Here is a 13,799-nt window from a genome sequence, read left to right as displayed (position 1 = left end):
ATGGGTCTTAGACCCTATAGCCAGAAGCGTTCATCATGCCGCCATCGCATAACGACACCCAATGGAGAAACGGATGAAAGAGGTGATTGAAGGCTTCCTGAAGTTCCAGCGCGAAGCCTTTGTTGAACGCACGGCGCTGTTTCAGCAGTTGGCGACCCGCCAAAACCCGCGCACCCTGTTTATCTCATGTTCCGACAGCCGCCTGGTGCCGGAGCTGGTCACCCAGCGCGAGCCGGGCGATCTGTTCGTGATCCGCAATGCCGGCAACATCGTGCCTTCTTTCGGCCCCGAACCCGGCGGGGTTACCGCCTCGGTCGAGTACGCCGTCGCCGCGCTGGGCGTCGAAGATATCGTGATCTGCGGCCATTCCGACTGCGGCGCAATGACCGCCATCGCCACCTGCCAGTGTCTGGATCACCTGCCCACGGTCGCCGGCTGGCTGCGTTACGCCGATTCCGCGAAGGCGGTCAATCAGGCTTATCCGCACGCCTCGGACGAGGCGCGGGTCGCATCGATGGTGCGCGAAAACGTCATCGCCCAGCTCAACAACATCAAAACGCACCCTTCCGTCGCCCTGGCGCTGGATCAGGGACGCCTGACGCTGCACGGTTGGGTCTATGACATCGCCAGCGGCGCTATCGAGGCGCTGGACGGCGAAACCCGCCGCTTCGTGCCGCTCGCCACCCATCCCGAGGTGACCGCCACCCCGGCGCTCGCCCGTTTTTAAGTCAACAAAAGGAGCTAACATGACACACTCTCTGCACAACGCCGTCCCGCGCGCAGCGCTCACCGACACCATCATGGCCGCCAAGATCCGCCATAACCTGACTTTCGACGCGCTGGCTGAGGGCACCGGACTCAGCCTGGCGTTCGTCACCGCCGCGCTGCTGGGGCAGCATGCGTTGCCGGAACAAGCGGCACGCACCGTGGCGGCCAAGCTCGGGCTGGACGAAGAGGCGGTACAGCTGCTGCAAACCATCCCGTTGCGCGGCAGCATTCCCGGCGGCGTGCCGACCGATCCGACCCTTTATCGCTTCTATGAAATGCTGCAGGTTTACGGCTCCACGCTGAAAGCGCTGGTACACGAGCAGTTCGGCGACGGCATCATCAGCGCCATCAACTTCAAGCTGGATATCAAGAAGGTGGCCGATCCGGAAGGCGGCGAACGCGCGGTGATCACCCTGGACGGCAAATACCTGCCGACCAAGCCTTTCTAATCTACTTCCGCGCCATCGCCTTCCAGGCCACGCTGCCGTATGCGGAAGTCGCCTTCCACAACGCGTTTAACGCCGAAGCCTAACCCTATTGCCGGCGCCGTCATGGCGCCGGTTTTCAGTCCTGTTCGCCATAACGCAAGACTGTCATTCCTTCCTCTTCCGCCGGGGGAACAAAGTACTGCGCCAGGCGCTCAAACTCCGCTTCGCTCAGTGTAAACGGGTGCTCGCCGCGCACGTTTCTCAGCGTTATCCGGCTCAGGCATTGCGCATGGCTGACGTCGAGAAAATGCAGACAGTGCGCAACGCCGGCCTCCTCCGCCAACGCTTTGGCCCAGCGCCGCCTGTCCGGCGTATTCATCGGGAAATCGAGCGCCACGGACCAGCCGCCGCGCAGCAGCTGAACGAGGTGCCCGCCCAGCGCCCGCCGCAACCGGTCGGAACAGCGCGCATAGTCTTGCAGGCTGGTCATCTCCTGCTCATACAGCGTCGCCAGCCACGCATCTTCGACCAGCAACAGCGTTTGCGGTTGCTGCGCCAAACGCTGCGCCAGCGTCGATTTGCCTGCGCCGGCCTTGCCACACATCAGGTGTAAAACTGCAGGGTAGGTTTTCATGACGTTCTCCGGTCGTTGCCGGAAGGGGATAAAAAAACCCGCCTGCCGGCGGGTTTTTATTGGCGACACACGCGCTATCCCACCCTTTGGAGAAGGGTGATAATAATTTGCGCGAATGGGCGGTAGGATTTTTTCATAGCTAATGAATATGACAATCGTGCGCCGTTGTCAATTCGCCGTCATCAATCCCTGTTCTCGCACAAATTCGGTGAATAAACTCACTTTCTGCTGCACATGCCGGCGCGTCGGGTAAACCGCGAAAACCTGATGCACGTCGGCAATCTGTTCAGGGAACAGCCGCACCAGCCTGCCGGCGGCGATTTCGGGATCCGCCACGAACGACGGCAGCGAACCGATACCCAGTCCCGCCACCAGCATATCCCGCAGCATCAGGCTGTTGTTGGCGATCAACCTGGGAGTGAACGTCACGCTCAGGCTCTCCTCGCCGGCGGTGAACTGCCACTGCCCCGGCCTTTCCGCCAGGGAATAGGCCAGACAGCTGTGTCGCTGCAATTCATTCGGCGTTTGCGGCACGCCGTGCTGCGCCAAATAGCCGGGCGCGGCGCAAATTCGCTGGTGCACTTCACCCAGCGCCCGGGCGCTGAGGGAAGAATCCGGCAGCCGTCGGCGAATGCGCAAGGAAATATCGAAACCGGCCGCCACCACGTCCAATACCCTGTCGTCGAGCGTCAGCTCCACCTGCAGCTGCGGGTAACGTTGCATAAACGGCGGCAGCAGTGGCGACAACACCGTCAGGCCGAACGAAAGCGGCGCATTGACCCGCAGCGTGCCGGAGACCTGCTGCGCGCTGGCGGCAACCGTCTGCTCCAGCGCGTCGAACTCGCCGAGCAACCGACAGGCTTCCTGGTAATAGAGCTGCCCGGCTTCGGTCAGGCTCATGCTACGGGTGGTGCGCACCAGCAACAGCGTCCCCAACCGGTTTTCCAACTGCTTAATCTGCTTGCTCAACGCCGCCGGCGTGATCGCCAGATCCTCCGCCGCCTTATAAAAACTGTTGCGCTCAACCACGCGACGAAAGGCGCGCATCGTCAGTAGCACGTCCATATTATGTCCTGATAGTTAATTATAAATTCAATAAAACACAGATTATTAACTTCAACAACCTCAGTAGACTTTATTCAACCGCCTCCCTGAGTGAGAGGTGAATTTAATCTACTGATAATCATGGAGTTAATAATGAAAAAGACCCTGTTCGCCCTGATGCTCGGCCTGAGCGCAGCCGCCGCCCCCGTCGCCGCGCTGGCGCAATCCCCCGCCGCCGACAGCCGCCAGGCGGGTTATGTGCAGCCGCTGACCGCCGAGAACAGCCTGTTGCTGTTGGTCGATCTGCAGGACATGTTCGGCATGACCATTTCCTCTATCGATCAAACCAACCTGGTCAATAACGCCGCCGGCATCGCCAAGGCCGCCAAGGTGTTCAACGTGCCGACCATTCTGGCCTCGGCCAACGCCAAAAGCTTCGCCGGGCCGGTATTCCAGCAGGTGACGCAGGCACGCCCGGATCTGCAGGTGTACGATCGCACCGCCATCAACGTCTGGCAGGACCGGCGCGTGGTGGATCTGATCAAACAATCCGGCCGCAAGAAAATCATCATCGGCGGGCTGTGGACCGCCAGCTGCGTGATGCTGCCGGCGCTGTCCGCCCTGGGCGAGGGTTATGAGGTTTATATCCTGTCGGACGTCACCGGCGACATTACGCCAGACAGCCAAAACAACGCCATGCAACGTCTGGTACAGGCGGGCGCCACGCCCATCAACTGGGTGGCGTTGATGCTGGAATGGCAGCAGGACTGGAGCCGCAAAGCCACGGCGGGAGGCGTATTGCAGATCGCCCGCGACCACGGCGCCGCCTGGGGGATGGGCGCCAGCTACGCCGGGGCAATGAAGGTGGGCAGCGAAGCGAAATAACGGACGAAAGCCCGCCGCCGGCGGGCTTTCTTCAGGTGCGGTGATAACAACGGCTATCTTGCGGCGCCTGTTCGCGTCTCTCCAACCCGTAGTCCCGCACCACCTCCGCCACCCGCAGCCGATACTGCGCCAGCACCTCGCCACGGCCGCGCGCCTGCGCCGCCCGGTGCTGCTCGAGATTGCGCCACTGCTGCACCGCCGCCTCGTCGCGCCAGAAGGAGAGCGACAGCAGGCGCGCAGGATCGGCCAGGCTTTGAAAGCGCTCGATGGAGATGAATCCGTCGATCTGCGCCAGCAGCGGCTTCAGCTCCGCCGCCAACGCCAGATAGGTATCGCGCTGCCCGTCGGCGGCCTGCAGTTCAAAAATCACGGCGATCATTATCGTCTCCTCTCAACGGTAAAATTCAGGTACGCGCGCATTGATTGTAGGAAGGGCGCCACCGCACCGATTCCAACGCCCGCTCATCAATATCCAGCGAACACAGACGCACAGCACCAGAATGCGACAGCCACAGGTTAGCAATGGACGCGCAGTCATACTTCGTCTAACCTCGAAGTATGCATAACATCGACCTAGAAGATCGTTTGGCGGCGCTGAGCGCCGCCATCGCCGACCGCACCCGGGCGCGCATGCTGTGCCTGTTGATGGATGGGCGCGCCTACACCGCCACCGAGCTCAGCGCGGCGGTCGAGGTCGCCCCGTCCACCGCCAGCGCACATCTGGCGAAACTGCTGGAGCAGCGGCTGATCGCCTGCGTCAAACAGGGGCGCTACCGCTATTTTCGGCTGGCCGGTCAGCCGGTGGCCGAGGCGCTGGAAGGCCTGATGGCGCTGGCGGGCGTACCGCGCCCGTCGGTGAAAAGCAGCACGCCCACCACGCTGCAATATGCCCGCACCTGCTACGACCATATGGCGGGCGAGGTGGCGGTGAAGCTGCACGATCGGCTGCATGCGCTGAATTGGCTGACCGGTGAGGAAGACTACCGGTTAAGCGACGCCGGTCAGGCCGCGCTGGCGCGGCTGGGCGTCGATTGCTCCCCCGCCCCCACCCGCCGCCGCTTCGCCTGCGGCTGCCTGGACTGGAGCGAACGCCGCTCTCACCTCGGCGGCGCGCTGGGCGCCGCACTGTTGGCCGCCTTTATCCACCGCGGCTGGATCGTCCGCCGGCTCGACAGCCGCGAGTTGCAGCTGACCCCTGCCGGTAAAAAAGCGCTGGCAGCACATTTTGAACTCACGGTGTAACCCGGCGGCGGGGTAGTTTTACTGCAATACTCAAGGGGTACGCTTAGGCCACCCCGCCAACCCGAGGAGTTTCCATGCTCGATTCCACCCAATTCCCGATCGTCAAACGCTGGCCGGCTCAGCATCCTGAAAGGCTGCAGCTCTATTCCCTGCCGACGCCGAACGGCGTCAAAGTGTCCATCATGCTGGAAGAGATCGGCCTGCCCTATGAGGCGCACCTGATCGACATCGGTAACAACGAAACCTGGACGCCGGAATTCCTGGCGCTGAACCCGAACGGCAAGATCCCGGCGATCATCGATCCCGACGGCCCCGGCGGCCGGCCGCTGCCGCTGTTCGAATCCGGCGCCATTCTGCTCTACCTGGCGGAAAAGAGCGGCCGTTTCCTGCCGCAGGATCCGGCGCAGCGTTACGAAACCATTCAGTGGGTGTTCTTCCAGATGGCCGCCGTCGGCCCGATGTTCGGCCAGCTCGGTTTCTTCCACAAATTCGCCGGGCGCGAGTATGAAGATAAGCGGCCGCTGGAGCGCTACAAAAACGAATCGAAACGCTTGCTCGGCGTGCTGGAAACGCGCCTGGAAGGCCGCGACTGGATCATGGGCGCGGACTACACCATCGCCGATATCTCGCTGCTGGGCTGGGTGCGCAACCTGATCGGCTTCTATGAGGCGCGCGAACTGGTAGAGTTCGACAGTTTCCCCCGCGTCGCGCAGTGGCTGGAACGCGGTCTGGCGCGGCCGGCGGTTCAGCGTGGGCTCACTATACCGGCGCGCGCGGCCTGATCGTCAAACGGGATGGCCGCCGGGCCGTCCCGCTTTCCGTTGTCATAAAATTGTCATCCCTCTGCTCTACTCTCCTTACGTAACAATTTGATGTTATTTACATTGTTGTATTACGACAAGGAGCTTGCCCCATGCAACCTGCTGTATCCCTGATCGCCGGCGCCGTGCTGTCCGCCCTGCTCTGTTCCTCCGCCATCGCGGCAGAAAACTCGGCCAATGCCGATGGCCTGACCGAGCGCGCCGCGCGCGGCACCCTCACCGAACCGGGCGGCGCCCGTCGTCTGGCCGGCGATCAGACTGCCGCGCTGAAGGCGTCGCTGTCGGACAAAACGGTGAAAAACGTGATCCTGCTGATTGGCGACGGCATGGGGGATTCCGAAATCACCGCCGCGCGTAACTATGCCGAGGGCGCAGGCGGTTACTTCAAGGGCATCGACGCCCTGCCGCTGACCGGGCAATACACCCACTACTCGCTGGACAAGAAAACCCACAAACCGGATTACGTGACCGACTCCGCCGCTTCCGCCACCGCCTGGGCCACCGGGGTGAAAACCTATAACGGCGCGCTCGGCGTGGACGTGAACGGCAAAGACCAGCCGACGCTGCTGGAGATCGCCAAGGCGGCCGGCAAGGCCACCGGCAACGTCTCCACCGCCGAACTGCAGGACGCCACGCCGGCGGCGCTGGTGTCACACGTTACCTCGCGCAAATGCTACGGCCCGGAGGAAACCAGCGAGAAATGCGCCGCTAACGCGCTGGAAAACGGCGGCCGCGGCTCCATCACCGAGCAGTTGCTGAAAACCCGCGCCGACGTCACGCTGGGCGGCGGCGCGAAATCCTTCAACCAACTGGCGAAAAGCGGCGAATGGCAAGGAAAATCGCTGAAAGATCAAGCGGCGGCGCAAGGTTATCAGTGGGTGAGCAACGCGGATGAACTGCAGGCCGTTACCCTGGCCAATCAGCAAAAACCGCTGCTGGGCCTGTTCGCCGACGGCAACATGCCGGTGCGCTGGCTGGGGCCGAAAGCCAGCTATCACGGCAACCTCGACAAACCGGCGGTGACCTGCGAAAACAACCCGGCTCGCACCGCGGCCACGCCAACGCTGGCGGCGATGACCGAAAAAGCGATCGCGCTGCTGAAAGACAACCCGAACGGCTTCTTCCTGCAGGTAGAGGGCGCGTCGATCGATAAGCAGGATCACGCCGCCAACCCGTGCGGGCAGATTGGTGAGACCGTCGATCTGGACGAGGCGGTGCAAAAAGCGCTGGCCTTCGCCCGCGCCGACGGCAACACGCTGGTGATCGTCACCGCCGACCACGCGCACTCCAGCCAGATCGTCGCCGCCGACGCCAAAGCGCCGGGCCTAACCCAGACACTGACCACCAAAGACGGCGCGCCGATGACCCTCAGCTACGGCAACTCGGAAGAGGAATCGCAGGGGCACACCGGCACCCAGCTGCGCGTCGCGGCCTACGGCCCGCACGCCGCCAACGTGGTGGGGTTGACCGATCAGACCGATCTGTTCTTCACCATGCGCGATGCGATGGGCATCAAGTAACCGCCTTGTGAATCCTGGCCGCCCGCAACGGCGGCCGTTTATTATTGGTTACCGATGCGTATTTACAATTTAACCGCAATTATTGTGTGATAACGAAATAACGTTTAATTACGCGACAATTAACCCCTGAAAATAACGCGGTTATATGGCCTTATTCCCCTCTCTGTTTATTCCTGCGACAGCAACCGGCCTATTTTTGCTTATATTCATTTTTTTTAGTTACAAAAGTAGTTTTTAACATTCTCGCAAACAATAATACCCCGCCAGTAACGTGAACCGATCAATTTGCATCCGGACGGCCTGCAATAGTTCACTTTTCGTTAAAAACCCTATTAACAAAAAGGCATTATCGCTGCCTATCGGCTCACGCCGGGCGGTCGGCTTCACTATTTTCCAGGGTAACTCCCGCTAAATTCTTTCACCTGCAATGAGTAGAATTTACACACAAGAGATTTAATTCAATGAGAAAATTACTCGTCCTGATTTTCAGTCTCAGCCTGTTTAGCGTTACGCAGCAGGCGGCGGCTGAAGAGAAGAATAAAACCGTCGACGTGGTGTTGATCGGCGGCGGCATCATGAGCGCCACCTTGGGCACCTATCTGCATGAGCTGGAGCCGACCTGGACCATCGACATGTACGAGCGCATGAACGGCGTGGCGGAAGAGAGCTCCAACGGCTGGAACAACGCCGGCACCGGCCACTCCGCCTTCAGCGAAATGAACTACACGCCGGAAAAAGCCGATGGCACCATCGACATCAGCAAGGCGGTGAAGGTCAACGAGTCTTTCGAAATCTCTCGCCAGTTCTGGTCTTATCAGGTGAAAAACAATGTCCTGAAAGATCCGAAATCCTTCATTAACAGCGTGCCGCACATGAGCTTCGTGTGGGGCGACGACAACGTCAACTTCCTGCGTAAACGCTACGCGGCGCTGCAGCACAGCACCCTGTTCCGCGGCATGGAATACTCCGAAGATCCTGCGCAAATCAAACAGTGGGCGCCGCTGGTGATGAACGGCCGCGATCCGGCGCAGAAAATCGCCGCGACCCGCATGCCGCTGGGTACCGACGTCAACTTCGGCGTGATCACCCATCAGCTGGTTGACGCGCTGAGCACCAGCGACAAGTTCAAGCTGAACCTGAGCCACGAAGTGCGCGACATCAAGCGCAACGCCGATCAGACCTGGAGCGTGACCGTTGCCGATCTGAACCGCGACGGTAAAGAAACCACCGTTAACGCCAAGTTCGTGTTCATCGGCGCAGGCGGCGCCTCCCTGACCCTGCTGCAGAAATCCGGCATCCCTGAAGCCGACGGCTACGGCGGCTTCCCGGTCGGCGGCCAGTTCCTGGTCACCACCAACCCGGCGATCGCCAACCAGCACCTGGCCAAAGTGTATGGCCTGGCCAGCGTAGGTTCGCCGCCGATGTCCGTGCCGCACCTGGATACCCGCATGCTGGACGGCAAGCGCGTGCTGCTGTTCGGGCCATTCGCCACCTTCTCCAGCAAGTTCCTGAAGAACGGTTCGCTGTTCGATCTGCTGCACTCGCTGAGCACCTCGAACCTGATGCCGATGACCCACGTCGGTCTGGATAACTTCGATCTGGTGAAATACCTGGTCGGCCAGCTGATGATGAACGACGACGATCGCTTCGCCGCGCTGAAAGAGTACTTCCCGGACGCCAAGCAGGAAGACTGGAAGCTGTGGACCGCAGGCCAGCGCGTGCAGATCATCAAGAAAGACGCGGATAAAGGCGGCGTGCTGCAGTTCGGCACCGAAGTCGTCAGCTCTGAAGACGGCAGCATCGCCGCTCTGCTGGGCGCGTCACCGGGCGCTTCCACCGCTGCGCCAATCATGCTGCACCTGATGGAAACCGTGTTCAAAGACAAAGTGGCGACGCCGGAATGGCAGAGCAAGCTGAAAGAGATCATCCCGTCCTACGGCCACAAGCTGAACGGCGATATCGAGATGACCAACAAGATCCGCGGCTACACCAGCAACGTACTGGGTCTGAACTACATTGAAGTGAAACCGGAAACCAACTGATTTTCCACTCGTTTCCTGCTGGAAAGGCCGCTTTATGCGGCCTTTCTTTTATCCCCTGCGATTCAAAGAGCATTTTTGGTCACCTTTTTCCCCCCGGTTTACCCTTGCGTAACGGCGCACTCGCGCCTATTATCAAAGTATATTCTTGGATAATTAAGCTAAGTCACTGTGACCTGAATGTCGTTTTTGCGGGAGAACTAAAACCATGGATCGCGTCAATATCATTCACGATTTACTAGACTGGATTGAAACTCATCTGGACCAGCCGCTGCTGCTGGATAACGTCGCCGCCAAGTCGGGCTACTCCAAATGGCACCTGCAGCGCATGTTCCGCAGCACCACCGGCCACGCGCTCGGCAGCTATATCCGCGAGCGGCGCCTGTCGCAGGCGGCGCAGGCGCTGCGCTCCACCCCGCGCCCGATCCTGGATATCGCCCTGCAATACCATTTCGATTCTCAGCCTTCGTTCTCACGCGCCTTCAAGAAACAGTTCGGCAAAACCCCGGCGGTGTATCGCCGCACCACCCGCTGGGACGTGGCGGAATGGCCGGCGCAGCCGGTGGAAGTGGAGGCCGAGCCACGCCACGATGCCCCCACGCTGCCTCGCTGGTACGCTGGCAAACCGCCAGAAGGCGTTTGCACCACCTGGATGGGGCTGCGCTGATAAACGCGGCATAACACGTAAAAAGGGTTCAGTTCTCGCGAACTGAACCCTTTTTAATTGAAGCGACACCGGATTATTTGAAGGTGACGTCAACGTTGGCGGTGGCGTTGAACACCCCGGTCTTCGGCGTATTGGTCAACCACTTCAGGTTCGCGATAAAGGTCTCTTTCACTTCGTTCTGCTTATCCTGCAGCACGCCGCCGAAATCCACGTTGGTTTGCAGTGGGATCGGCGTTTTGTTGGTGTCGCGTTGCTGAGTCAGGAAGATCGCCACGCCCGGTTTGGTGGTCGGCAGGATCTGCGTGTTATCTGACGGATCGGCGTTGGTGCTGCTGAAACTGGCCTGCAGAGACTGGCCGGCACACTCGCCGCCGCTCAAGGTCGCCTTGATATCGAACGGCACCTGCTTGGCGATAGTGCCGGTTTTGGCGCTGGACGTCGTCAACACACCGAAATCGACGCTGGCGCCGTTGTTGGCCAACACGGTGATCTGCGGATTGCACTGGATCACGCGGATCTTGTCCAACCCTTTAATATAGGCGTTAAAGTTGCTGTCTTTGGTGGCGTTCAGGCCCAACTCACCATCGATCTGGAACAGCGAAGCGCGCGCCAGCGGCGGGAAGTTACCCGCCGGCGGTTTCACCCCGGTGGCTTTGATATACACCGAATAAGTGGCGGTCACCGCCTGAGGATCGGCTTTCCTTCTATTACTGCCCGGTTTGGTACCCGGCCCCAAATCAGGGCCCGTCGGCCGGTTGGAACTTTGCTTCAGGTTGATCGCATCATAATCACGCCCGTTGATCGACACCCCAATCTCCAACGACTTATCCAGTGCGCCGAACGAGTTCTGCGGGTTCCAATAGATGTAAGCGTTCTCTCCACGCGGGTAGTTGTCGGTATCCCAGCAGGTAAAGGTGGAGGTAAAGTTCTGAGAACGCCAAATCAGGTTACCTTTAACAAAGTCGCTGGCAGCCAACACGATCGGGCGGCCGACGTCGATATCCTGCGTCACGCTGCCGGTTGGCCTGCTACTGCCGGTCGAGTTGCCGAAACGGCACTGCATCGCCGCCGCCTGTTGCGCCATCGCCAACCCCGCCAGCCCCACCACTGACAGAAGTGTGTTACGTGCTAATTTGCTCAAGTTCATGGTGTACCTTACAGTTTTTGGCATTGCAGGGTCAGTTCCTGATATCCCATGGCCGCTTGTTTGTCGCCCACGTCCGCCGGGATCGGCAGTACGCATTGCTGGTCGGCTTTCGGCCCCCATTTGATCGTCAGTTTCTCACCCGCTTTCACGCCGGAAACATAGGTTGCGCCTTCCAGGCCCACGGTGCCGCTGTTGCGACCGGACTCGTTGAACACGCCGGCGCCGATGGCCGGATAACCGTTGTCACCCAGACGAGCGTGAATCAGCAGGCTGACGCCCTTGAAGGTATCGAAACTCACCTTCACCACCGATTTCTCGGTCGGCACCACTTGCTTACTGGCCACAGGCACATCCAGGCCCGGGCCGAAATCTTCGGTGCGCAGCGCCACATAGTTGTAGCGGTACGGGTTGGCCGACGGCACAACCGCATAACCGAAGCGATCGATGGTCACGCCCGGCTGGTTTTCCAGACGCACGCCTTTGGCGTCTTTCGCTTCCACCAGCAAGATAGTGTTCTGCAACGGCTGCGTCAGCGTCGCGCCGCCGGAGTGCACCAGCAGGCCGCCGGAGAGACCCACCCCTTCCTGACGGTATTTCGAGCTGTAGGCATAGCTACCGTCGATGTTACCGATGCTGCTGCTGTAGCCCAGGTTCAGGTTGCTGCTCTGACCGGAGGACTGCGTATGCCCGGTGGAAACCGAATAGTTCATGCGACGATCGTCCAGCATGGTGCCGCTGATGCCGGTCGAGTAGCTGTCGCCGCTCTGTTTGCTGTGCGCCGCGCTGAAGTTGGCAGTGGTCGAGTTGTTGCTCTGGCCCCAATCCAACGGGATCGACATCGTGAAGTTCACGCTGCGATCGGAATAACCGTACTGGCCGCGCGTATCCTGTAGATAAACGCCGTAGGAAATGCGCTTGAAGCCGTCGTTGTAACCCAGCTGAATCGTACGATCGTTACCGGATACGCCCCAGTAGTTCTGATGGCTCACGTTGGCGTACAGGCTGGCCCCCGCCCACAGCTGCTGGCTGAGCGATAGCTCGACGCGTTCACGCTTGTTGCCGTAACGCGCGGTGTATCGGGTGCGTTTCTGATTGTTGCTCCAGGAAGGCTGGCCCGGCTGCAGATCGTTCGGATCCCAGTAATCATTGGCATAAATGCCGTTGCGCCAGCTGTTACGCTCCTGGACCGCATCGCTGAGATCATAGTAACCGGAAGTCGCATAGCGATAGCCCGCCAACTGGAAGTTGGTGCCCATCTGGTTGAGCGATTTGGAGTACAGGAAACGGAAGCTCTGCCCCTGCTTGCGATCGCCGTTCGCCAGCTCGGTATCGGAGATCGAACCGTCCACGGAGATGGCACCCCACGATCCCAGGCTCTTACCGATACCCACGGCAGCGGAACGGTAGTGCTCGGCAATGATGGCGCCGCCGAACGGCGTCAGGCCATAGTTCATGCCGTATGCCGCAGTACCCTGAATCAGCTTCGGCTGATAGCCACCGTTACCGTTATGGTATTTACCGGCGGTCAGCTGGAAGTTCCAAATGCCTTCGCGCAGCATGTTGGCCACGGAAGAGTAGGCGACGCTGAACGTTTTGTGCGAACCGTCGGCCTCGTTGACGGTCACCTGCAGGTCACCGTTGTTGGTATGCGGATAGACGTCGTGGATCTCGAAAGGACCCGGCGCAACGTTGGTGCTGTAAATGACGTAACCGTTCTGGCGAATCTCGACGCGGGCGTTGGTCGCCGCCACGCCGCGCACCACCGGCGCATAACCGCGCAGGCTGTCCGGCAGCATGTCGTCAACGCTGGAGAGTTGCACCCCGCGGAACTGGAAGCTGTTGAACACGCTGTTGTTGGTGCTCGCCTGCCCCATCACCAAACGGCTGCGCCATGGCACGATGTCGGTCTCGGCCCAGGAAGAGACGTTGGTCCAGTTGCTGCTGCTGCCACTCTGTTTGTCCCAGGTGGAGTTGTTGCGCAGGCGCCATCTGCCCAGGTTAAGGCCGCTGTTCAACGCGAGGAACATGTACTCGCTGTCGTCAGCGTCATCTTTGCGATAGCTGTTCTTGTTGTAGTTGAAGTTATAGTTGGCGAACAGCGCGTTGATGCCTTCATCGTACATGCTTGGCGGGATCGCGCCGATAGCGCTCAGATCCATCATGGTCTGAGGCACGGAAATGTTGATCTGCTGCACCGCCGCGTCATAGCTGACGGTGGCGTCTTTAACCAACGCAGGCAGATCAACGCAGCTGCCGGCCTGCAGCGTTTCCGGCAGTTTGATGCCGTAGTTGCGCAGGTCTTCAACTTTCAGGCAGGGTTGAGACGCGGTCTGGCCTTTAACCTGACGAAAAGTAACATCCTTATGATCGACCTGAGTCAGGTTGACGTAGATGTCGAATGGGTAAACGCCCGGTTGCAAAGCATCGCCCTGAGCGACCGCTTCCGCATTGCTCAGGTTTTCATCGCCGTGAATAAACGACATGTTAAACTCTGCCAGCGCCGCTTCACTCCAGAACATCGGCGCACTGGCGGCAATGATTGCAATTCGGATCAGCTGTGTCAGCCGCGTCGTTCCGCCTGCTACTTTTCGTTGATTTGCCATT

General features: G+C 60.0%; 13 protein-coding genes. 8 read left to right on the top strand and 5 right to left on the bottom strand.

From position 1 onward, the window contains the following. Window positions 1-73 precede the first annotated feature (73 nt). Window positions 74-727, top strand: a complete 654-nt coding sequence (locus ACJ8HH_RS03370; RefSeq protein WP_033646809.1) for a carbonic anhydrase — start codon at window positions 74-76, stop codon at window positions 725-727. 19 nt (window positions 728-746) lie between these two features. Continuing rightward, on the top strand, window positions 747-1,217 hold the full coding sequence (cynS, locus tag ACJ8HH_RS03365) for a cyanase (protein WP_033646810.1): 471 nt from the start codon (window positions 747-749) through the stop codon (window positions 1,215-1,217). 115 nt (window positions 1,218-1,332) lie between these two features. Here the strand turns inward: cynS and ACJ8HH_RS03360 are convergent, their stop codons facing one another. Both ACJ8HH_RS03360 and ACJ8HH_RS03355 read right to left on the bottom strand, forming a co-directional pair. Further along, window positions 1,333-1,830 carry an AAA family ATPase gene (locus ACJ8HH_RS03360; RefSeq protein ID WP_048321385.1) on the bottom strand — a complete coding sequence of 166 codons (498 nt, stop codon included), beginning with the start codon at window positions 1,828-1,830 and terminating at the stop codon, window positions 1,333-1,335. Window positions 1,831-1,998: 168 nt separating this feature from the next. Next, window positions 1,999-2,895: a LysR family transcriptional regulator gene (locus ACJ8HH_RS03355; RefSeq protein WP_033637701.1), complete on the bottom strand. Its 897-nt coding sequence runs from the start codon at window positions 2,893-2,895 to the stop codon at window positions 1,999-2,001. 132 nt (window positions 2,896-3,027) lie between these two features. On the opposite strand from ACJ8HH_RS03355, the gene ACJ8HH_RS03350 reads away from it, so the two are divergent. Beyond that, window positions 3,028-3,759 carry an isochorismatase family protein gene (locus ACJ8HH_RS03350; RefSeq protein ID WP_033637699.1) on the top strand — a complete coding sequence of 244 codons (732 nt, stop codon included), beginning with the start codon at window positions 3,028-3,030 and terminating at the stop codon, window positions 3,757-3,759. Window positions 3,760-3,790: 31 nt separating this feature from the next. On the opposite strand, the gene ACJ8HH_RS03345 is transcribed toward ACJ8HH_RS03350, so the two are convergent. Further along, window positions 3,791-4,138 carry an antibiotic biosynthesis monooxygenase family protein gene (locus ACJ8HH_RS03345; RefSeq protein WP_033646818.1) on the bottom strand — a complete coding sequence of 116 codons (348 nt, stop codon included), beginning with the start codon at window positions 4,136-4,138 and terminating at the stop codon, window positions 3,791-3,793. Window positions 4,139-4,317: 179 nt separating this feature from the next. Here ACJ8HH_RS03345 and ACJ8HH_RS03340 point away from each other — a divergent pair, with 179 nt between their 5' ends. The 5 genes from ACJ8HH_RS03340 to ACJ8HH_RS03320 all read left to right on the top strand — a co-directional run bounded on the left by ACJ8HH_RS03340 (window position 4,318) and on the right by ACJ8HH_RS03320 (window position 10,048). Next, a complete protein-coding gene (locus ACJ8HH_RS03340; RefSeq protein WP_060451422.1) occupies window positions 4,318-5,001 on the top strand; it encodes an ArsR/SmtB family transcription factor in 684 nt (227 codons plus the stop codon). Window positions 5,002-5,075: 74 nt separating this feature from the next. After that, window positions 5,076-5,783: a glutathione S-transferase N-terminal domain-containing protein gene (locus tag ACJ8HH_RS03335; protein ID WP_039566863.1), complete on the top strand. Its 708-nt coding sequence runs from the start codon at window positions 5,076-5,078 to the stop codon at window positions 5,781-5,783. Between the two features lie 131 nt (window positions 5,784-5,914). Beyond that, the gene (gene phoA / locus ACJ8HH_RS03330; protein WP_033653376.1) at window positions 5,915-7,342 is read left to right on the top strand and encodes an alkaline phosphatase; all 1,428 of its coding nucleotides are present in this window, start codon (window positions 5,915-5,917) and stop codon (window positions 7,340-7,342) included. Window positions 7,343-7,803: 461 nt separating this feature from the next. After that, the gene (locus ACJ8HH_RS03325; protein WP_060387464.1) at window positions 7,804-9,384 is read left to right on the top strand and encodes a malate:quinone oxidoreductase; all 1,581 of its coding nucleotides are present in this window, start codon (window positions 7,804-7,806) and stop codon (window positions 9,382-9,384) included. Between the two features lie 205 nt (window positions 9,385-9,589). Next, window positions 9,590-10,048 carry a helix-turn-helix domain-containing protein gene (locus ACJ8HH_RS03320; RefSeq protein ID WP_033646824.1) on the top strand — a complete coding sequence of 153 codons (459 nt, stop codon included), beginning with the start codon at window positions 9,590-9,592 and terminating at the stop codon, window positions 10,046-10,048. A gap of 73 nt (window positions 10,049-10,121) precedes the next feature. On the opposite strand, the gene ACJ8HH_RS03315 is transcribed toward ACJ8HH_RS03320, so the two are convergent. Both ACJ8HH_RS03315 and ACJ8HH_RS03310 read right to left on the bottom strand, forming a co-directional pair. Next, the gene (locus ACJ8HH_RS03315) at window positions 10,122-11,189 is read right to left on the bottom strand and encodes a fimbrial protein (RefSeq protein WP_033647471.1); all 1,068 of its coding nucleotides are present in this window, start codon (window positions 11,187-11,189) and stop codon (window positions 10,122-10,124) included. 14 nt (window positions 11,190-11,203) lie between these two features. Then, window positions 11,204-13,798, bottom strand: coding sequence for a fimbria/pilus outer membrane usher protein (locus tag ACJ8HH_RS03310; protein WP_033646825.1), 2,595 nt, complete (start codon window positions 13,796-13,798; stop codon window positions 11,204-11,206). Window position 13,799 lies beyond the last annotated feature (1 nt).

The organism is Serratia sp. CY32780 (genome assembly GCF_052169135.1).
GTDB classification, from domain to species: domain Bacteria; phylum Pseudomonadota; class Gammaproteobacteria; order Enterobacterales; family Enterobacteriaceae; genus Serratia; species Serratia sarumanii.
Note: the sequence above shows the minus strand (reverse complement) of the source record. Positions and strands in the feature narration are given on the sequence as shown.

Excerpts from the sequence above, each read along its gene's own strand:
- ACJ8HH_RS03340 (WP_060451422.1), top strand. The coding sequence starts at position 4,318 with ATGCATAACATCGACCTAGAAGATCGTTTGGCGGCGCTGAGCGCCGCC.
- ACJ8HH_RS03345 (WP_033646818.1), bottom strand. The coding sequence starts at position 4,138 with ATGATCGCCGTGATTTTTGAACTGCAGGCCGCCGACGGGCAGCGCGAT.
- ACJ8HH_RS03310 (WP_033646825.1), bottom strand. The coding sequence starts at position 13,798 with ATGGCAAATCAACGAAAAGTAGCAGGCGGAACGACGCGGCTGACACAG.
- ACJ8HH_RS03320 (WP_033646824.1), top strand. The coding sequence starts at position 9,590 with ATGGATCGCGTCAATATCATTCACGATTTACTAGACTGGATTGAAACT.
- ACJ8HH_RS03350 (WP_033637699.1), top strand. The coding sequence starts at position 3,028 with ATGAAAAAGACCCTGTTCGCCCTGATGCTCGGCCTGAGCGCAGCCGCC.
- ACJ8HH_RS03325 (WP_060387464.1), top strand. The coding sequence starts at position 7,804 with ATGAGAAAATTACTCGTCCTGATTTTCAGTCTCAGCCTGTTTAGCGTT.
- ACJ8HH_RS03370 (WP_033646809.1), top strand. The coding sequence starts at position 74 with ATGAAAGAGGTGATTGAAGGCTTCCTGAAGTTCCAGCGCGAAGCCTTT.
- ACJ8HH_RS03360 (WP_048321385.1), bottom strand. The coding sequence starts at position 1,830 with ATGAAAACCTACCCTGCAGTTTTACACCTGATGTGTGGCAAGGCCGGC.
- ACJ8HH_RS03335 (WP_039566863.1), top strand. The coding sequence starts at position 5,076 with ATGCTCGATTCCACCCAATTCCCGATCGTCAAACGCTGGCCGGCTCAG.
- cynS (WP_033646810.1), top strand. The coding sequence starts at position 747 with ATGACACACTCTCTGCACAACGCCGTCCCGCGCGCAGCGCTCACCGAC.
- ACJ8HH_RS03355 (WP_033637701.1), bottom strand. The coding sequence starts at position 2,895 with ATGGACGTGCTACTGACGATGCGCGCCTTTCGTCGCGTGGTTGAGCGC.
- phoA (WP_033653376.1), top strand. The coding sequence starts at position 5,915 with ATGCAACCTGCTGTATCCCTGATCGCCGGCGCCGTGCTGTCCGCCCTG.